Origin of the sequence: Streptomyces sp. NRRL F-6492, from assembly GCF_001280125.1 — a bacterium.
GTDB lineage: Bacteria > Actinomycetota > Actinomycetes > Streptomycetales > Streptomycetaceae > Streptomyces.
In genome coordinates this window covers 18211-36941 of record NZ_LGEG01000238.1, presented here as the reverse complement: position 1 = coordinate 36941, position 18731 = coordinate 18211, and the positions used below count along the sequence as shown (strand labels likewise).

At 73.9% G+C, this 18731-nt stretch carries 19 protein-coding genes; 11 read left to right on the top strand and 8 right to left on the bottom strand.

The window, feature by feature from the left end:
* The first annotated feature begins 796 nt into the window (after window positions 1–796).
* Together ADL08_RS38810 and trxA are read left to right on the top strand one after the other, a co-directional pair.
* A complete protein-coding gene (locus ADL08_RS38810) occupies window positions 797–2338 on the top strand; it encodes a glycoside hydrolase family 6 protein (RefSeq protein ID WP_053646677.1) in 1542 nt (513 codons plus the stop codon).
* Window positions 2339–2687: 349 nt separating this feature from the next.
* On the top strand, window positions 2688–3068 hold the full coding sequence (gene trxA / locus ADL08_RS24945) for a thioredoxin (RefSeq protein WP_053646675.1): 381 nt from the start codon (window positions 2688–2690) through the stop codon (window positions 3066–3068).
* A 79-nt stretch (window positions 3069–3147) separates the two neighbouring features.
* On the opposite strand, the gene ADL08_RS24940 is transcribed toward trxA, so the two are convergent.
* Together ADL08_RS24940 and ADL08_RS24935 are read right to left on the bottom strand one after the other, a co-directional pair.
* Window positions 3148–4332, bottom strand: a complete 1185-nt coding sequence (locus tag ADL08_RS24940; RefSeq protein WP_053646673.1) for a thiolase family protein — start codon at window positions 4330–4332, stop codon at window positions 3148–3150.
* Between the two features lie 176 nt (window positions 4333–4508).
* The gene (locus ADL08_RS24935) at window positions 4509–4772 is read right to left on the bottom strand and encodes a hypothetical protein (RefSeq protein ID WP_053646671.1); all 264 of its coding nucleotides are present in this window, start codon (window positions 4770–4772) and stop codon (window positions 4509–4511) included.
* A gap of 180 nt (window positions 4773–4952) precedes the next feature.
* On the opposite strand from ADL08_RS24935, the gene ADL08_RS24930 reads away from it, so the two are divergent.
* From ADL08_RS24930 to ADL08_RS24920, 3 genes are all read left to right on the top strand, one after another.
* Window positions 4953–5660, top strand: coding sequence for an alpha/beta fold hydrolase (locus ADL08_RS24930; RefSeq protein ID WP_053646669.1), 708 nt, complete (start codon window positions 4953–4955; stop codon window positions 5658–5660).
* A 14-nt stretch (window positions 5661–5674) separates the two neighbouring features.
* On the top strand, window positions 5675–5905 hold the full coding sequence (locus ADL08_RS24925; RefSeq protein ID WP_199837080.1) for a hypothetical protein: 231 nt from the start codon (window positions 5675–5677) through the stop codon (window positions 5903–5905).
* Window positions 5906–5987: 82 nt separating this feature from the next.
* Window positions 5988–7415: an SPFH domain-containing protein gene (locus ADL08_RS24920; protein WP_053646666.1), complete on the top strand. Its 1428-nt coding sequence runs from the start codon at window positions 5988–5990 to the stop codon at window positions 7413–7415.
* Window positions 7416–7727: 312 nt separating this feature from the next.
* Here the strand turns inward: ADL08_RS24920 and ADL08_RS37335 are convergent, their stop codons facing one another.
* Together ADL08_RS37335 and ADL08_RS24915 are read right to left on the bottom strand one after the other, a co-directional pair.
* Window positions 7728–7895, bottom strand: coding sequence for a hypothetical protein (locus ADL08_RS37335; protein ID WP_159043118.1), 168 nt, complete (start codon window positions 7893–7895; stop codon window positions 7728–7730).
* 77 nt (window positions 7896–7972) lie between these two features.
* Complete coding sequence (locus tag ADL08_RS24915; RefSeq protein WP_053646699.1) at window positions 7973–8803, bottom strand: TIGR02452 family protein; 831 nt, start codon at window positions 8801–8803, stop codon at window positions 7973–7975.
* A 288-nt stretch (window positions 8804–9091) separates the two neighbouring features.
* Between ADL08_RS24915 and egtA the strand changes: the two genes are divergently transcribed.
* Genes egtA through egtD form a run of 4 tightly spaced genes read left to right on the top strand, consistent with a single transcriptional unit; the run spans window position 9092 to window position 13474 of the window.
* Window positions 9092–10369 (top strand): ergothioneine biosynthesis glutamate--cysteine ligase EgtA, encoded by a 1278-nt coding sequence (egtA, locus tag ADL08_RS24910; protein ID WP_053646665.1) that lies wholly within the window; start codon window positions 9092–9094, stop codon window positions 10367–10369.
* Entirely contained in the window at window positions 10366–11760 is a 1395-nt protein-coding gene (gene egtB / locus ADL08_RS24905; protein WP_234352244.1) for an ergothioneine biosynthesis protein EgtB, read from the top strand. Before egtA ends, egtB begins: the two co-directional genes overlap by 4 nt.
* Window positions 11760–12512, top strand: a complete 753-nt coding sequence (gene egtC / locus ADL08_RS24900) for an ergothioneine biosynthesis protein EgtC (protein WP_053646663.1) — start codon at window positions 11760–11762, stop codon at window positions 12510–12512. Before egtB ends, egtC begins: the two co-directional genes overlap by 1 nt.
* Window positions 12509–13474 (top strand): L-histidine N(alpha)-methyltransferase, encoded by a 966-nt coding sequence (gene egtD, locus ADL08_RS24895; protein ID WP_053646661.1) that lies wholly within the window; start codon window positions 12509–12511, stop codon window positions 13472–13474. The genes egtC and egtD overlap by 4 nt, the downstream gene beginning before the upstream one ends.
* On the opposite strand, the gene ADL08_RS24890 is transcribed toward egtD, so the two are convergent.
* The 3 genes from ADL08_RS24890 to ADL08_RS24880 form a co-directional block, all read right to left on the bottom strand.
* The gene (locus ADL08_RS24890) at window positions 13369–14319 is read right to left on the bottom strand and encodes a lysophospholipid acyltransferase family protein (RefSeq protein WP_053646659.1); all 951 of its coding nucleotides are present in this window, start codon (window positions 14317–14319) and stop codon (window positions 13369–13371) included. The genes egtD and ADL08_RS24890 overlap by 106 nt on opposite strands.
* Window positions 14316–15110 (bottom strand): GNAT family N-acetyltransferase, encoded by a 795-nt coding sequence (locus ADL08_RS24885; protein ID WP_053646657.1) that lies wholly within the window; start codon window positions 15108–15110, stop codon window positions 14316–14318. Before ADL08_RS24885 ends, ADL08_RS24890 begins: the two co-directional genes overlap by 4 nt.
* 138 nt (window positions 15111–15248) lie before the next feature.
* Window positions 15249–16496: an extracellular solute-binding protein gene (locus ADL08_RS24880; RefSeq protein ID WP_053646655.1), complete on the bottom strand. Its 1248-nt coding sequence runs from the start codon at window positions 16494–16496 to the stop codon at window positions 15249–15251.
* 275 nt (window positions 16497–16771) lie between these two features.
* On the opposite strand from ADL08_RS24880, the gene ADL08_RS24875 reads away from it, so the two are divergent.
* Window positions 16772–16987: a dodecin gene (locus ADL08_RS24875; RefSeq protein WP_053646653.1), complete on the top strand. Its 216-nt coding sequence runs from the start codon at window positions 16772–16774 to the stop codon at window positions 16985–16987.
* A gap of 37 nt (window positions 16988–17024) precedes the next feature.
* Here the strand turns inward: ADL08_RS24875 and ADL08_RS24870 are convergent, their stop codons facing one another.
* Window positions 17025–17513, bottom strand: a complete 489-nt coding sequence (locus ADL08_RS24870; RefSeq protein ID WP_053646651.1) for a nucleotidase — start codon at window positions 17511–17513, stop codon at window positions 17025–17027.
* Between the two features lie 144 nt (window positions 17514–17657).
* Here ADL08_RS24870 and ADL08_RS24865 point away from each other — a divergent pair, with 144 nt between their 5' ends.
* Complete coding sequence (locus ADL08_RS24865) at window positions 17658–18728, top strand: MsnO8 family LLM class oxidoreductase (protein WP_053646649.1); 1071 nt, start codon at window positions 17658–17660, stop codon at window positions 18726–18728.
* Window positions 18729–18731: the final 3 nt, after the last annotated feature.

Here is an 18731-nt window from a genome sequence, read left to right as displayed (position 1 = left end):
GGCCCACACGCGCTCCCCCACGGGAGCGGATCGACGTCCCACCGGGTCGCACCCTGGACGAGCTCGTCCAGGCACCACCGGTCGAGCGCACCGCACACCAGCCGCTTCGAGCACGTTCGCGCGGCGGATGAGGCCCTCCGTGACGCCGTCCAGGTCGAGAGGCTGTCCGGGCCGGCAGCCGGGGACGTCGACCGACGCGGTGGTCTCCGGGCGGGGGTTGGTCTCTGGAGGCAGGACGCTCGGCCGGCGGCGGACGCTCGACGGGTCCCGAGCCGATCCACCACATCTCCACGTACTGCCTCGCTCGCTACGGGCCGGTGTGGCCGCGGGAGTTGATCCGGCCACTGCACTGAGATCCGGCGAAGACGGAGGGGACGAACAGAGCACGACGGCGCCCATGCGGCGTGTGACGGTGCTCGGGTGGGCTGATCTCGTGCTCTGTTCTCCTTGGGCGGGAAGCCTGGAAGGCAGCGCGGTATCCTCCAGGCCGTATGGCGGGGGGTTGTTGACACTTGTGGGATCCGGGGGTGCGGACAAGGATCCGCGTTGATCGTCGACGCGTGGCGACCGCCGGGTCGCGAGTTCACGTGAGACCGCGACCGTGCCCGTACGCCCCCCACTTCCCCGGCGTCGGCAGAATCGGACCGCCCTCGCCCCACCTGGCTCGCTGGGGCATGGGCAGCGACGTCCGCCCGCACGGCACCGACGACGAGCCGAACGGCACCGCACCGCACGAAGTTTGCACCGGCATCGCCGCCGGCTGTCCCTCACCCCTACCGAAGGACCTCACCCACCGATGAGAACCGCACTCTCAAGGCGCACCACCGCCCTGACCCCCCTCCTGGTCCCCGCCCTCGCCGCCGCCCTGATGCTCCCGGCGGCCACCGTCCAAGCGGCACCCGCCGCCCCCGAGCCGCTGCTCTACGGCGAACTCGCCCCGGAGGGCACCTTCACCAACGTCCCGCCCGCCGACACCTGGTGGTCCTCCACCGGCTCCGCCACCGACTACTCGGGCGGCTCGCTGAAGACCTCCGTGGGCACCGACAAGCCCAACCAGTGGGACGCGATGCTGGGACGCAACGGCGTACGGCTGCGCGTCGGCGCGCTCTACACCCTCTCCTTCGACGCCCAGTCGTCCGCCCCGGCGAACGTCCGGGCCACCGTCCAGCAGTCCAGCGGCGCCTACATCGCCCCCCTCAGCCAGGCCATCACCCTGGACACCACGCGCAAGCGCTACCAGTGGACCTTCCGCTCCACGATCGACACGACGACCGGCGAGGGGGGCCAGATCACCATCCAGCTCGGCGCCCAGACCGCACCCCGGACGTTCACCTTCGACAACGTGTCGCTGACGACGTCGACGGCGCGCGAGGGCTTCTTCGTCGACCCCGACTCCAACGCCCGCAAGTGGGTGAACGCCAACCAGGCCGACACCCGCACCCCGAAGATCAGCACCCAGATAGCCGACCGGACCACGGTGAAGTGGTTCGGCGGCTGGAACACCAACATCCAGGCAGACGTCGACAGTTACGTGGACAGGTCCACGGCCGCCGGCCAACTTCCGACGCTCGTCGCCTACAACATCCCCGGCCGTGACTGCGGCGGCGCCTCCGGCGGCGGCGCGGCCGACGCGGCGGCGTACAAGGCGTGGATGGACGGCTTCATCGCAGGGATCGGCAAGCGCCCCGCGATCGTCGTCCTGGAGCCGGACGCGGTCGCCCAGGCCGACGTCGAGGAGAACTGCCTCACGCCGGAGCGCCGCGAGGCCCGCTTCGACATGCTCTGGTACGCCAACCAGCACCTCGACGCACAAGGCCCGTACGTCAAGACGTACATCGACGCGGGCAACGCGACCTGGACGCTGGGAGCGCGGCGCCAGGACAACCCGGCCGACCGGGGCATCGGGCTGAGCGACATGGCCGACATGCTGGGCCGCTCCGGCATCTACCTCGCCGACGGCGTGGCCGTGAACGTCGCCAACTACCACTCCACCGACATCTCCAACGACTACGGCCGCCGCCTCGCCGCGCGCGTCAAGGAGCGCCTGGGCGTCGAAACGACCTGGGTCGTCGACACCTCCCGCAACGGCAACGGCGCCTACAAGATCCCCGGCAACGAGAGCAGCGGCCAGGTCGGCTTCTGCAACCCGCCGCAGCGCAAGCTCGGTTCGGCCTCCCGCGTCGGCGAGGGCGGCGCCGCGTACTACCTGTGGATCAAGAACCCGGGCGACTCGGACGGCCGGCACGCCGACGACGCCCGCTGCCCGGCGGACGGGCCGCAGTACGCGGCCGGTTCCTTCTCTCCGGAGTTCGCCGTCCGGCTCATCGACGGCAGCTGACCCGGCCGGCCCACCGGACACGACGCCGCCCACGGTCCCCGGACCGTGGGCGGCACCCCCCGGGGCCCGAGCCGCCGCCACGAGTTCGCTTCCCCGGGGCCGGCCACCGGTTTCCGGCCTCCTCGACCGCGCCCTTGAAGATCTTCGCGGCTTCCTCGTCCCGGGCGGGAAGGTCTCCGTCCGTCACGCACCGTCCATGGGCCACTCCGCCTGGTGGCTGGTAACGATGCCGTCTTTGTTCGCACGTGGGTTTACGCTCGCCATGAGGCCCTGGTGTTCCCAAGGTGTTCCCACGGGTCTCGGGAATCAGCCAAAAGGGCATCATCTATGCAGGTCGGAGGCAGGAAGCATGAGCACCGTAGAGCTCACCAAGGACAACTTCGACGAGATCGTGAGCGACAACGAGTTCGTTCTGATCGACTTCTGGGCTTCGTGGTGCGGTCCCTGCCGTCAGTTCGGCCCGGTCTTCGAGGCGGCCTCCGAGCGCCACCAGGACCTCGTCTTCGCCAAGGTGGACACCGAGGCGCAGCAGGAGCTGGCGGCGGCGTTCGAGATCCAGTCGATCCCGACCCTGATGATCGTGCGCGACAAGGTGGCCGTGTTCGCGCAGCCGGGCGCGCTGCCGGAGGTCGCCCTGGAGGACCTCATCGGCCAGGCGCGGAAGCTGGACATGGACGAGGTGCGCAAGTCCATCGCGGACGGCCAGGCGCAGGAGAGCGCGCAGCAGTAGCCGGCCCGTCGGGACGGCACGGACGCGAGAGGGGTACGGGAGGGCTTCCCGTACCCCTCTTCCGCGTGTCCGCGCGGTCTCAGCGCTCCAGGACCAGCGCGAGGCCCTGGCCGACGCCGATGCAGAGCGCGGCGAGGCCCGTGCCGGAGCCGGCCGCCGCGAGCTGGTGCGCCACGGACCCGGCGAGGCGGGCGCCGGACGCGCCCAGCGGGTGGCCGATCGCGACGGCCCCGCCGCGCGGGTTCACGATCTCCGGGTCGAGTTCCGGCCACTCGGCGAGGCAGCCGAGCGCCTGGGCCGCGAAGGCCTCGTTGAGCTCGAAGGTCCTCAGGTCGGCGAAGGAGCGTCCCGCCTTGTCCAGGGCCCGGCGGACCGCCTCGACCGGGCCGAGCCCGAAGAGCTGCGGCTCGACGCCGGTGACGGCGGAGGCGCGGATGCGGGCGAGCGGCTCGCGGCCGGTCTCGCGCAGCCCCTCCTCGTCGACGAGGAGCAGGGCGGCCGCGCCGTCGTTGAGCGGGGAGGAGTTGCCCGCCGTGACGGTGCCGCCCTCGGGGCGGAAGGAGGGCTTGAGCCTGGCGAGGGCCTCCGGGGTGCTGTCCCGGATCGACTCGTCACGGGTCAGGTCCACGTCGGGGTAGGGCACGACCTCGTCGTCGTACAGCCCCTTCGCCCAGGCCTCGGCGGCCTTGCGGTGGCTGGCGAGGGCGAAGGCGTCCTGCCGCTCGCGGGTGATGCCGTGCTTGTCGGCGACCAGCTCGGCGCCCTCGCCGAGGGAGACCGTCCACGCGGCGGGCATCCGCGGGTTGGTCATGCGCCAGCCGAGCGTCGTGGAGTGGAGCTGCTGGTGACCGGCGGGGAAGGCCCGCTCGGGCTTCTGGAGGACCCAGGGGGCGCGGGACATCGACTCGACGCCGCCGGCGATCGCCACCGAGGCGTCCCCGAGCGCGATGGCGCGGGCCGCCTGGATCACGGCCTCCAGACCGGAGCCGCAGAGGCGGTTGACGGTGACGCCGGGGACGGTGACGGGCAGCCCGGCGAGCAGGACGGCCATCCGCGCCACGTCACGGTTGTCCTCGCCCGCGCCGTTGGCGTCGCCGAAGTAGACGTCGTCGACGCGGGCCGGGTCGAGCGCGGGCGAGCGGTCGACGAGCGCCCGCACGACATGGGCCGCGAGGTCGTCGGGACGCACGGAGGCGAGGGCGCCCCCGAACTTCCCGATCGGGGTGCGGACGGCGTCGACGATGTAGACGTCGCGGATGCTCATCGGTTCTCTCCCACGTGACCTTCGTGACCTTCGGAACGGCTCTGTTCGTCCGGCCCGGTGGAACCGTTCTCGTCCCACCGGGCGCGCAGAGTCTCTGCCCGACGGCCCGCCCTGTCAACGGGCCGTTTCGGGACGTACGCGGGCGACGCGGGACACTTCGACGGCGGGAGGACGGGTCAGGGGGCGGGGCGGACCAGGGGCGTGAGGGCGTAGTCGAGTTCGCGGCCGTCGACGAGCAGCGCCTCGACCGTCCCCGTCTCGGGGTCGATGTCGGCCCTGACGCCGTGCCCCTCGTAGATCGGGTAGCCGGACTCGCCGTGGTGTCCGGTGGCCTCCACGACGGCCGAGCGGACGGCGCTGTCCGCGACGGAGGCGCCGTGGCGGTCCTCGACGTGCTCGGGCACCAGCAGGATCTCGAATCGCTTCGGAACTGTGCTCATGGGTCGACGCTAAGCGTTCGGCCGGGCGCGCGCCGGACGACCCGCGAGGACGACGGCTCCTCCTCCGGGACGATTCGGGCCCCGGCGCCGTCGCTCCTCCCCGTGGTCGTACCGTGTCGTCGGTACCGGAAGCGCCGGCCGGGCGCCCCGGGCGGCGAGGAGATACGGAGGGGCGGCACCGTGCGTCTGCACACCACCACGTGGGGTTCCGGGGACCGGACGGTCCTGCTCGTCCACGGCATCATGGCCGACCACCGCACCTGGCGCCGGGTCGGGCCCGCGCTCGCGGACCGCGGCTACCGGGTGGTCGCGGTGGACCTGCGGGGCCACGGGGCGAGCGGGCGGGGCGCGGGGCCGGAGGAGTACCGGCCCGAGGACTACGCCGACGACCTCGTGGAGACCGTGCCGGACGGCATCGAGCTGGCCGTCGGCCACTCGCTCGGGGCGCTCGTGCTCGCCGGCGCGGTGGAGCGGCTCGACCCGGCCCGCGCGGTGTACTCCGACCCGGCCTGGCAGCTGAGGTCGGGGCCCACCGGCTACCGGCCCGAACTCTTCGTACGGGGAAAGGAGTTGACCCGGGAGATGATCCAGGGGCTCAACCCCTCCTGGTCGGAGGAGGACGTCGACGACGAGCTGGCGGCGGTGCGGGTGTGGGACGAGCGGACGGCGTACGGTCTGGCGCCGTCCGTGGGCACCGACCTGTGGCCGGTCCGGCCCGTCGTCCCCTCGCTCGTCACCCTCGCCGACCCGAGCCTGCTCGTCCCGCCCGGGAGCGCCCGGATGCTGGCGGAGCGCGGCTTCGAGGTCCGCACGGTGGCGAAGACCGGGCACACCGTCCACCGGGACGACTTCGACGGGTTCATGTCGGCCCTGGACGGCTGGATCTGACGTACCGTGCAGTCATGGACGACGCGTCGATGGAGACCTCGATGGTGGGACTGCTCGGCCGGGTGACCGGCACCGTCGGACCCGGCCTCGTCGGCGAGGTGATCGTCCGGATCCGTGGCGGCGCCGAGCACTTCCTCGCCCATCCGGCCACGCCGAAGGAGCGGATCGAGGTCGGAACGGTCGTGACCGTCATGGAACATCTCCCTCCACGCACCGTCTATGTCACAGCCGCGTACGACGGTTGACCGAAGCGTTGAGCGGAGCCCGTCCCGGGCGCACACTCCCTTCACCGGGTCCGCTCGGCTCCGGTGAAGGGGGACCTTGCCCATGGGCATCGGCATCATGGCGGGCGTCGTCGTCGGCGCCTTCGTCGTTCTGATCGCTGTCTTCAAGATGATGTGGCGCGTCGCGGAACCCAACGAGGCGCTGATCATCTCCGGTTCCAACCACAAGAACGAGGGCCTCGGCGAGGGCATGGGGTTCCGCATCGTCACCGGGCGCGGCACCCTCGTGCTGCCCGGGGTGCAGGCGGTGCGCAAGCTCTCGCTCGACCTCAACGAGACCCAGCTGTCCGTCGAGTGCGTCACCCACCAGGGCATTCCGCTCAAGGTCCGCGGTGTGGTGATCTTCAAGGTCGGTGACGACTTCGTGTCGATCGCCAACGCCGCCCGCCGCTTCCTCGACCAGCAGAAGCTGATGAGCGAACGGGTGCACATCGTCTTCGCCGGTCATCTCCGCGCCATCGTCGGCGGGTTGACCGTGGAGGACATGATCCGTGACCGGGAGAAGCTGACCGGGCAGGCGCGGTCGGCCTGTGGCACGGAGATGGAGAAGCTCGGGCTGATCGTCGACTCGCTCCAGATCCACGAGATCGAGGACCCGACCGGGTACATCAAGAACCTGGCCGCCCCGCACGCCGCCGCCGTCCAGCGGGACGCGCGGATCGCGCAGGCGGAGGCGAACCGGCGGGCGACCGAGGCGGAGCAGCAGGCCGCGGCGCGCATGTCGGAGGCGACCCGGGACAGCGAGATCCTCCAGGCCGGCTACCAGGCCGAGCGGGACCAGGCCTCGGCCCGGGCCCGGCAGGCCGGTCCGCTGGCCGAGGCGGCCTCCCGCCAGGAGGTCGTCGTGCAGGAGACGCGCGTCGCCGAGCTGGAGGGGCACCGCAAGGAGCAGCAGCTCCAGGCGGAGGTCCGCAAACCGGCCGACGCGATGGCGTACGAGACCCGGACGCTGGCGGAGGCCGAGCGCGACGCCCGGATCTCGGCCGCCCAGGCCGAGGCGAAGGAGACCGAGCTGGCGAGCGCGGCGAAGGCCACGGCGACCCGGCTCACGGGCGAGGCGGAGGCGGCGGCCCAGCACGCGAAGGGCCTCGCGGTCGCCGAGGCGACGCGGGCGAAGGGTCTGGCGGAGGCCGAGGCGATCAAGGCGCGGGCGGCGGCGCTCGCGGAGAACCAGGAGGCGGTGGTCGCCCAGCAGCTGGCCGAGAAGTGGCCGGAGATCGTCTCCGCGGGCGCGTCCGCCTTCGGGAACGTGGACCAGATGGTGCTCCTGAACGGCGCCGACGGCATGGCGGACGTGTTCGCCAAGGCGCTGACCATGGGCGGCACCGGGCTCGGCCTGGCCCGGCAGCTGCTCGCCACGATGAGCCCGGCGGCTCGGGAGGACCTGGGCGGGGCGGTCCCGCCGGCGCCCCGGGTGGCGGAAAGCGTGTCGGAGAGGGTGGAGATCACGGTCCGCGACGAGGAGAAGTAGCTCCCGGACGCGTTCGGGCCCGGCGCCGTGGTGGCGCCGGGCCCGGGCGGGTCCGCTCGTCGGCGGGCCCCTCGGTCGTGACGTCGGCCTTGGTCTCGGTGTCGACCGCAACCGTGACGTCGGCCCTGGCCGTGACATCGGCCCTGATCGCGGTGTCGACCGCAACCGTGGCATCGGTCCTGATCGCGGCGTCGGCCGTGGTCGCGGTCATGTCCTCGGCCGTCGCCTCCGCCGCGGCTCTGGCTCGACACCTCGGTCATCGCCTCGGCCATGGCCTTGATCAAGGCCTCGGTGGTGGCCTCGGTGGTGGCCTCAGTTGTGGCCGAACCTGCGTTCCTTGCGGTGGCCGTGCTCCACCATCGGCATCGGTGCTTCCCTCGTGGTGACCGGGGAGGACTTCTCCTTCGCGGCCGCGTCGGTGCGGTGTTCGTGGCCGCCGGTGCGGGCCCCCTTGTTCACACGGGTCTGTTTCTTGCCCACGATCGTGCCTCCCGTGACGGGTTTCGGACATCGGTCCGTATCCCTTCAGCGTGGCACGCGGGCCGAGAACCCGCACGTCAGGGGGTGGGACCGAGGACCCTGGCGAAGGCGGCGAGCGTCGGCGCGCCGGGGGCGCGGTCCAGGACGGCGAAGACGACCTCCTCGAAGTGGCCGGCGAACCGGCCGTCCCCGGTGAGCGGGACCTTGAACGCGCCGGCGACCTGCTCCGGGTCGTTCTGGAACACCCCGCAGCCCCAGGCGCCGAGGACCAGCCGTCGGTATCCGGCCGCGGCGGCCGTCTCCAGGACCCGTTCGGCGCGGGAGGCGAGGGCCGCGGGCAGCAGGCCGGCGCGTTCGGGGGTGGTGCGGCGGACGACGCCCGCGTTGGGGGCGGGCGAGGTGAGGAAGCCGACCGTGAAGGGCTCGGCGAGCAGGTCGCCCCGGTCGTCGCGGAAGACCGGCACCCGGGGCGAGTGGATGACGCGGTCGGAGTAGAGGACGTCCCGGTCGGCGCGGTGGTGGTCGTAGTACTCGGGGGCGCGCAGCAGGGTGGCGTACAGGGCGGAGGCCCGGCAGAGCGCCTCCTCCTGGGCCTGGGCGCCGTTGCGGTAGCCGCCGCCGGGGTTGCGGGCGGAGGCGAAGTTCAGGACGGCCACCGGGCGGGCGGGGTCGGCCGCGGTCATCCGGCGGGCGGCGGCCAGGCTGCTCTCGCCGGTGACCTCCAGGACGGGCGTGCGGCCGGTGTCGGGGGTGACGGCGACGGGGCCGGGGCCGTGGAGTCGGGTTCCGGCCAGGGCGGCGGCCAGGTCGTCGGCGATCGAGACGGTCCGGCCGTCCCGGGTGCGGTAGTGGCCCGCCGCGACGATCTCCTCGGTCCGGTACGCGATTCCGCGCAGTCGTGCACTCATGGGCGCCAGCATGATCGTCTCTTCCCGCCCGGGACAACGGTTTTTCGCCGGTCCGTGAGGACGGTGAATGTTTCCGTGACGGCGGGGGAATCCGGACGGGCGGGTGCACGGGGGGCGCGTACGGCCCGTCCGGGGCGCTCTTGCACGGCGCTCGGTGGTGGCTTTAGGTGGAACCAGTGGCGTTCCGGGGGCTCCGTCCCCGGAAGCCTGTTTCCGGTGCGTCCGGGATCGTGCTCGCGGGACGGACCGTCCCGGGGCCGGTCCCCCCGAGGACCAGGAGGTGTACGGATGTCGCCGAGCGGCATACCGCGTGGCGGCCCCCCTCTCACCGAGGCGGAGGCGGAGGAACTGCTGCGATGTATCTGCTTCAAGACCGGCCCGCCCCGCGTCGTGGGGGTGGAGCTGGAGTGGCTGGTGCACGAGCTGCGTGACCCCCGGCTGCCCGTGCGGCCACAGCGGCTCGCGGCGGCCCTCGACACCGTGCGGGCCCTGCCCCTGGTGTCGGCCCTGACGTTCGAACCCGGCGGTCAGCTGGAGCTCAGCTCCCGGCCCGCCGGATCCCTCATGGAGTGTCTGGACTCCCTGGCCGCCGATCTGCGGGCGGTGCGGGGCGCGCTCGGGCCGCTCGGCCTCGCCCTCAGCGGTTACGGGGTGGACCCCTGGCAGGCGCCGCGCGACCGGGTGCTCCACGAGCCGCGGTACGACGCGATGGAGGCCGCGCTGGACCGGACGGGACCGGCCGGGCGGGCCATGATGTGCGAGTCGGCCTCGGTGCAGATCTGCCTCGACGCCGGGGTCGACGGGCCGGGCCCGCTGAACTACCGGCGGCGGTGGCGGCTCGCCCACCTCCTGGGCGCGGTCCTCGTGGCCGCCTTCGCGAACTCCCCGGTGCACGGCGGGCGCCGCACCGGCTGGCGCTCGACGCGGCAGGCCCTGTGGGCGGATCTCGACCCCCTGCGGACCCTCGCGCCGCGGCTGGCGCCCGCGCCCGCCCCGGACGGGGACCCGCGGACGGAGTGGGCGGCGCACGTGCTCGACACCCCGGTGCTGTGCGTGCGGACCGACGAGGGGCCGTGGGCGGTGCCGGAGGGGCTGACCTTCCGGGAGTGGCTGCGCACGGGGCTCCCCCGTCCGGCCGACGCCGACGACCTGCGCTACCACATGACGACGCTCTTCCCGCCGGTGCGGCCGCGCGGCCATCTGGAGTTCCGGATGGTCGACGCGCAGCCGGGGCGGGACGGCTGGATGGTGCCGGCGGCCGTGACGACGGCGGTGTTCGACGACCCGGAGGCGGCGGAGACCGTGTACCGGGCGGTGAAGCCGCTCGCGGAGCGGGCCGGTGACGATCCCGCGCCGCGCAATCCGCTGTGGGTGGCGGCCGCCCGTGACGGCCTGGCCGATCCGGACCTGCACGCCGCCGCGCGGACGGTCTTCTCCGCCGCCCTGGAGGCGCTGCCACGGATCGGGGCGAGCGAGGAGGTGCGGCGGGCGGTCGCCGCCTTCCAGGAGCGGTACGTGGTCCCCGGGAGCTCCCCGGCGGACACGCCCGAGGCGGTGACGTCATGACCGGAAACACCGGACACACCGGGAACACCGGCCACACCGGGAACACCGGGAACACCGACACGGTCGGGACCGGGACCGGGGCCCGGACCGACGCGGAGGCGCTGCGCGGGCGGGCCCTGGACGCCCTCGCCGCGGCGCGGGACCGCACCCTCCGTCTCACCTCCTGCGTGGAGGACGACGTCCTCACCGCCCAGCACTCCCCCTTGATGTCGCCGCTCGTCTGGGACCTGGCGCACATCGGCAACCAGGAGGAGCAGTGGCTGTGGCGGGCCGTCGCGGGGCGCGACGCGCTGCGGCCCGAGATCGACTCCCTCTACGACGCCTTCGAGCACCCGCGCGCCGAGCGCCCGTCGCTGCCGCTGCTCTCGCCGGGCGAGGCCCGCGCCTACGCGGCGGACGTACGGCTCCGGATCCTCGACGTGCTGGAGGGGGCGCCGCTGGAGGGGCGGCCGCTGCTCGACGCGGGGTTCGTGTTCGGCATGGTCGCCCAGCACGAACAGCAGCACGACGAGACGATGCTGATCACCCATCAGCTGCGGAAGGGGCCGGCCGTCCTGACCGCTCCCCCGCCGCCGGTCCGCCGGACCGGTCCGCTGCCGTCCGAAGTCCTCGTTCCCGGTGGTCCGTTCACCATGGGGACCTCGGACGAGCCGTGGGCCCTCGACAACGAGCGCCCGGCGCACCGGCGGGACGTGCCCGCCTTCCACATCGACACCACGCCGGTCACCAACGGCGCCTATCTGGCCTTCATCGCCGACGGCGGCTACACGGACCGGCGCTGGTGGCACCCCGAGGGGTGGGCGCAGATCCGCGAGCACGGCATCGGGGCGCCGCTGTTCTGGCGCCGGGACGGCGGGCAGTGGCTGCGCCGCCGGTTCGGGGTGACCGAGCCGGTGCCGGAGGAGGAGCCGGTGCTGCACGTGAGCTGGTACGAGGCGGACGCCTACGCCCGCTGGGCGGGACGCCGACTGCCGACGGAGGCCGAGTGGGAGAAGGCGGCCCGGTTCGACCCGGCCTCGGGCCGCTCCCGCCGTTATCCGTGGGGCGACGGGGACCCGGGTCCCGAGCACGCGAACCTCGGGCAGCGGCACCTGGGCCCGGCGGCGGCCGGAAGCCACCCCGAGGGCGCCTCGCCGCTGGGCGTACGGCAGTTGATCGGGGACGTCTGGGAGTGGACGGCGAGCGACTTCCTGCCGTACCCGGGCTTCACGGCCTTCCCGTACAAGGAGTACTCGGAGGTGTTCTTCGGGCCGGAGCACAAGGTGCTGCGGGGCGGTTCGTTCGCGGTGGACCCGGTCGCCTGCCGGGGCACCTTCCGCAACTGGGACCTGCCGGTGCGGCGCCAGATCTTCTCCGGTTTCCGCACCGCCCGCTCCGCGGAGCTCGACTGATGTGCCGTCACCTCGCCCACGTGGGCGAGCCGGTGGCGCTCGGGGAGCTGGTCGTGCGGCCGGAGCACGGCCTTCTGCGCCAGTCCTGGGAGCCCCGTACGCAGGCCAGCGGCGTGGTGAACGCCGACGGGTTCGGGGTGGGCTGGTACGCCGAGGGGGACCCGGTGCCCGCGCGTTACCGGCGCGCCGGGCCGATCTGGGGCGACCCCGGTTTCGCCGACCTGGCGCGGGTGGTGCGCTCCGGGGCGCTGCTCGCGGCGGTCCGCAGCGCCACGCTGCCCGGGTCCGACGGGGAGGCGGCGGCCGCGCCGTTCGCCTCCGGGCCCTGGCTGTTCAGCCACAACGGCGCGGTCACGGGCTGGCCGGACACCCTGGCCCCGCTCGCCGCGACGCTGTCCGCCGGGGAGCTGCTGCGCCTGGAGGCCCGTACCGACTCGGCCCTCGTGTGGGCGCTCGTCCTGCACCGGCTGCGGGCCGGGGACGCGCCGGGGGAGGCGCTCGCCGCCACCGTGCGGGAGGTCGCCGCGGCGGCCCCCGGCTCCCGGCTGAACCTGCTGCTCACCGACGGCGACCGGATCGCCGCGACCGCCTGGGGGGACAGCCTCTGGTACCTGACGGGCCCCGGCCGGACGGTCGTGGCCTCCGAACCGTACGACGCCGATCCCCGCTGGCGGGAGGTACCCGGGCGCACGCTCGTGACCGCCGACCGCACCGACGTCGCCCTCACCCCGCTCAAGGAGCCGCCCGCGTGAGCCCGTACCAGCTGACCCGCACCCTCGACCCGGACGCCGCCGGCGCCGATCTGCGCGCCGACGTCGTCCACGGTCTGACCCGCTCCCCCAAGGAGCTGCCGCCCAAGTGGTTCTACGACGCCCGGGGCAGCGAGCTGTTCGAGGAGATCACCCGGCTGCCCGAGTACTACCCGACGCGGGCGGAGCGGGAGATCCTGGCCGCGCGGGCGCCGGAGATCGCCGCGGCGACGGGGGCCAGGACCCTGGTGGAGCTGGGTTCCGGCTCTTCCGAGAAGACCCGGTTCCTGATCGACGCGCTGCTGCCCGGTCTGGACGCCTACGTGCCCGTGGACGTGAGCGAGTCGGCGCTGACCGGGGCGGCGGAGTCGCTGCTCGCCGAGCGGCCGGAGCTGCGGGTGCACGCCCTGGTCGCGGACTTCACCCGGGGGCTCGCGCTGCCCGGGACGCCGGGGCCGCGCCTGGTGGCCTTCCTCGGGGGCACCATCGGCAACCTGCTCCCCGAGGAGCGGCGGACCTTCCTGCGCTCGGTCCGCTCGATGCTGGCGCCGGGCGACTCCCTGCTGCTCGGCACGGACCTGGTGAAGGACGAGGCGACGCTGGTGGCCGCCTACGACGACGCGGCCGGGGTGACCGGGGAGTTCAACAAGAACGTGCTGTCCGTGATCGACCGGGAGCTGGGCGCGGACGCCGACCCGGAGGACTTCGAGCACGTGGCGGTGTGGGACGCCGGGCGGGAGTGGATCGAGATGCGGCTGCGCGCCCGCCGCGCGCTCACCGTGAAGATCCCGGAGCTGGACCTCGTGGTGCCGTTCGCGGCGGGCGAGGAGCTGCGGACGGAGGTGTCGGCGAAGTTCCGTCAGGAAGGGGTGCGGGAGGAGCTGGCGGCGGCGGGCCTCGACCTGGCCCGCTGGTGGACGGACGGCGGGGACAGGTTCGCGCTGTCCCTGGCGACGGCCCGCTGAGCCGGCACCCGCGGGTCCGGGTCCCGCCGTGCGGCTCCCCGTAGGGCCACCGCCCGCTGGGCGGCGGCCGCCAGGGCGCGCCGGTCCGGGTACCGGCCGCTCGGCAGGGGGTCCGCGAGGCGGACCTCGGCGGTGAGCCGCCGGGTGGTGACGACCCGCCACAGGGAGGCGCCGAGCGGGTCGTCGCCGACGTACGCGGCGGCGTCGGCGGGCCGGTAGTCGATCCGTACGGGCTGCACGGCGCAGCCCGCGTCCAGGGCGGCCTGGAAGGCGGCGGGCCGGAACCGCCCCCGCTCCCGGCCGCACCAGGTGGAGCCCTCGGGGAAGACGGCCACCCGGCCGCCGCCGGCGAGGATCCCGGCCATCGCGCGGACGGTGCCGGGCAGGGCCCTGAGCCGGTCCCGGTCGATGAAGAGGGTGCCGCCGAGCGCGGTGAGGAGGCCGAGGACCGGCCAGTGGCGCACTTCGGCCTTGGCGACCGCGCGGGCGGGCAGCACGGCCGCGAGGAGCGGTACGTCCAGCCAGGAGACGTGGTTGGCGACGACGAGGAGCGGGCCGGTGGCGGCGGGGGTCCCCTCGTACCGGACGCGGACGCCGAAGGCGCGGACCGCCGTCCGGGTCCAGAGGCGGACGAGGGCGAGCCGGGCGGCGGGCGGGAGGAGGGCGGCGGCCGGGGCGAGCAGGACGCCGAGGAGGACGGTGCCGGTGCCGGCGGCGAGCCGGGCCAGGGCCCGCGGGAGGCCGGCTCCGGGGTCGGGGCCGGTGCCGTCCGGGTGGGCGGCGCAGCGGCCCGGGGTGCAGGGCGCCGTGGGGAGCCACGGCGGGAGGGCCGTGGGCCGGTTCACCGCGCCGGGACGAGCGACAGGAAGTGGTTGAGGTAGCGCGGGTTGGTGCGGCGCAGCGAGAGCAGGACGTAGAGGTCGGCGACGCCGAAGTCGGGGTCGTGCGCGGGGGCGCCGCAGACCCAGGCGCCGAGCCGGAGGTAGCCGCGCAGCAGCGGGGGCAGTTCGGTGCGGCCTTCGGGGCGGGCGACGCCCTCGGAGTTCCACGGGCGGTGCGGGGTGACCCAGTACTCCTCCGGGGCGAGGTGCTTGGTCCGGACGGTGTCCCAGGTGGCGGCGGCGAGGGCGCCGCCGTCGGCGAGCGGGACCGAGCAGCAGCCGGCGAGCCAGTTGTGGCCGGTCTCGGCCATGTAGCGGGCGAGTCCGGCCCAGATGAGGGCGATGACGGCGCCGTTGCGGTGGGCGGGGTGGACGCAGGAGCGGCCGACCTCCACCAGGTCGTGGCGGACGGGGGCGAGCCGGGTGAGGTCGAACTCGCCCTCGGAGTAGAGGCGCCCGGCGACGGCGGCCCGCTCGGGCGGCAGGAGCCGGTAGGTGCCGACGACCTCGCCGGTGGTCTCCTCCCGTACGAGGAGGTGGTCGCAGTACGCGTCGAAGGCGTCGGTGTCGAGGCCGGGCTCGGGCCCGTCGAGCCGGGCCCCCAGCTCGCCGGCGAAGACCTGGTGGCGCAGCCGCTGGGCGGCGCGCACGTCCTCCTGGTGGCGGGCGAGGCCGACGGCGTACCGGGGGGCGGGCTGCTCGGCCCGGGTCCGGGGCTGTGCGGGGACGGCGAGCGTGTGCGTCGGTGCGGACATGGCGGGCGCCTCCGGCGGACGGAAGGGAAGGGGCGGGGCCGGGGCCGCTCGCGCGGCGGCCCGGCTCCTTACTTCTTCCGTGACCGGCTGGATTCGACGTGACCGTCCGGGGGCTCGCGGGTGTGCGAACGCTGAATGCTATTCGGCGAGGGTGTCGGTGATCGCCTCGGAGGCCCTGCGGGCCGCCTTCAGCGGGTCCTCGCCCTGGAGGACGGCCGTCATGTAGGGCTTGATGGGGTTGTCCGCCTCGACGTCCGCCCACTGCGGGGAGTTGGGGGTGGCCCGGCCGCGTGCGGCGCCCTGGGCCATGACGGCGGTGGCCTCCTGGCCGGCGACGACGGAGGCGAGGCTCTTCTTGTTGGGCACGTAGCCCATGGCGCGGGCGAGTTCGGTCTGCCACTTCTCGCCCGCCATCGCCTTGACGACGTCGAGGGCGGCGCCGCGCTGGGGGGCGTTCTCCGGGATGATCAGGTCGGAGCCGCCGGTGAAGACGGCGCAGGGCTGGCCGGCCTGCTTGCCGGGTATCGGGAAGTAGCCGAGCTTGTCCTTGAGTCCCGGGTCGGCCTTGAGGATCGCGGCGACGGCGCTGGGCGCGGCGATGAGCTGGGCCACGTCGCCCTTGGCGAAGACGTCGGCCTGCGGCGGGTTCTGCTCGTCGGCGTTCTTGGGGCCGGAGCCGAGGGACTGGAGTTCCTTGTAGAAGGTCATGCCGCGCTGGGCCGCCGGGCTGTCGAGGGCGCCCGTCCACTCGCCGCCCTTGTCGACGGCCAGTTCGCCGCCCTCGTCCCAGATGAAGCCGGAGAGGGTGTACCAGTCCTGTCCGGCGAGGTAGATGCCCTGGGAGCCGTCCTTGTTGAGCTTCTCGGTGTCGGCGAGCCACTGGGCGCGGGTGGCCGGCGGCTTGTCGATCCCGGCGTCGCGGAACAGGTCCTTGTTGTAGATGACGATCCGGTTGGCGGCGTACCAGGGGATGCCGTACTGGGAGCCGGAGATGTTGCCGGGCTCGGCGAGACCGGGCAGCCAGTCCTCGCTGCCGAGGTCGCGGACCGACTCCAGGGTGAGGTCGAACACCTTCTCGGTGTCGGCGTACTGGGCGACCTGGGTGTTGCCGACCTCGATGACGTCGGGGCCGCCGGGGCCCTCGATCGCCTCGGTGACCTTCTTGCCGATGCCGGTCCACTCCTGGATGGTGAACTGGAGTTCGATGCCGTCGTGCTCCTCTTCGTACGCCTTCTTGAAGCGTTCGACGAAGTCCTCGCTGGCGCTGTCCCGCATCAGCCAGACGTTGACGGTCCTGGTGCCCTCGCCGCCCGGCAGCATCCCGCAGCCCGAGAGGGCGAGCGCGGTGGCGGCTGCCAGGGGACAGACGAGACGTCGGTTCTTCACGTGGGTCACCTTCTGCGGTTCAGCACAGGGTCGTGCGTAGGGGCTGACCCGGCATGGGGGGACCGAACGGGGTGTTCGCGCGGGTATGTGGCCTGGATTCTGGTCTGGACCAACGGGATGGTCAAGTCCTTGACCATCCCGTTCCGCCCCCCGGAAGGACGATCCGTCCCCTTACCGCCGGTAATTCCCGGTGGACCGTGGGGAGGTCGTCGTGTCGCGCCCCGGCGCCACCTGGGGCACGGTGGAGGGAACGCACCGAGAGGAGTCCGTCCCCCATGTCGAACCACACCTACCGCGTCACCGAGATCGTCGGCACCTCCACCGAGGGAGTCGACCAGGCCATCCGCAACGGCATCGAACGCGCCTCGCAGACCCTGCGGGGCCTCGACTGGTTCGAGGTGACGCAGGTGCGCGGCCACCTCGTCGACGGCACGGTCGAGCACTACCAGGTCGGTCTCAAGGTCGGCTTCCGCCTGGAGGACGAGACCTGACCGGCGCGCCCCCGGGACCTGGCTCCGCGCGGCGGCGTCAGGTCCGGCCCTCCTCCTCCTGCGCCTCCCTCAGCACCTCGGAGGGGGCCGCCCAGCGGGCCCGTACGACGGTGAATCCGGCGGCCTCCGCCGCGTCGCAGACCTGCGCGTCGTCGTCGACCAGCATCCGCACCACCCGGTCGGCCGCGAGCCGGCGCAGGACCTCCACCTTGGTCACCCGGGCCGGCCGGAAGTCGCGGTCGCGCCGCATGTGGACCGGCCCCGCCGGAAGCCCCTGCTCCGCCAGCCAGTCCACGGTCGCGCGGCGGCACCGCTCCGGCCGCCCGGTCAGATAGACGACCTCGCACTCCCCGGCCGCCTCCCGGCACAGCGCGACGCCCTCCTCCAACGGCGGATCGTCGGGCGCCGCCGCGAAGAACGCGCGCCAGTCCTTGGGCCCGCGCTCCAGGAAGTGCTGGCGGTGCGCGGTCGCGGCGAGGGTGTTGTCGAGGTCGAAGACGGCGAGGGGCCTGTTGTCCTGTGTCACCGGGCCAGGGTAGGAGGCGGAGCCCCCTCCGGGGCGGCCGGGAGACGGGAGGCGGAGCCCTCCGCGGCGGCGGCCGGTGACCAGGGGCGGGCCTCCCGGCGGAACGGCCGGGAATCCCTCGCACCCCACGGCGTTGAACCCTCCGTGAGCAGCTTCCCCGACGACGTCCGGTTCTCCGTCCTCGACCGCTCCCGCACGCGGGAGGGCGAGGACGCCTCCCACGCGCTGCGCGAGACCGTACGCCTCGCCCGGGAGGTCGAGGCCCTCGGCTACCACCGCTTCTGGGTGTCGGAGCACCACGGGGTGCCCGGAGTCGCGGGATCGGCGCCCACGGTCCTCGCCGCGGCCGTCGCCGCCGCGACCTCCGCCGTCCGGGTCGGCACGGGCGGGGTGATGCTCCCCAACCACCGCCCACTGGTCGTGGCCGAGCAGTTCGGCGTCCTGGAGTCCCTGTTCCCCGGCCGGATCGACATGGGCGTCGGCCGTTCGGTGGGCTTCACGGACGGCGTCCGCCGGGCCCTGGGCCGGGACGAGGACGACGCCGACCGGTTCGGGGAGCAGCTCTCCGAACTGCTCGGCTGGTTCACCGGCGAGCAGACCGCCCACCCCCAGGTGCGCGCGCGGCCCGCCGAGGGCCTGCGGGTGCCGCCCTTCGTCCTCGCGACGGGCGAGGGAGCGGCGGTCGCGGCGGCGGCCGGAGTGCCGCTCGTCATCGGCGACCTGCGCGGCCGGGACCGGCTGCTCGCCGCCGTCGACGCGTACCGGGCGGGCTTCCGCCCCTCCCCGTGGGCCGCCGAGCCGTACGTGGTCGTCGCCGGGACGGTGGCGGTGGCCGCCACCGAGGAGGAGGCCCGGAGGCTGCTGGTCCCGGAGGCCTGGGCGATGGCGTACTCGCGCACCCGGGGAGACTTCCCGCCGCTCGACGCCCCGGAGCGGATCGAGGGGCTGACGATGACGGAGAGGCAGCGGGGGTTCTACGAGGCGGGGCTCCGGGGGCACGTGCACGGCACGGAGGAACGGGTCGCCGAGGCCCTGGAACGGGTGGTGGAGGAGACCGGGGCGCAGGAGGTCCTGGTGACCACGAGCACGTACGACCGGGAGGCGCTGAGCGCGTCGTACCGGGCGCTGGCGCGGGCGGTGGGGCTGGCGCCCCGCACCCGCCCGGAGGGCCCGCCCGGCCGCACCGACCCGGAGCAAACAGTAGACAGTGACTAAAAT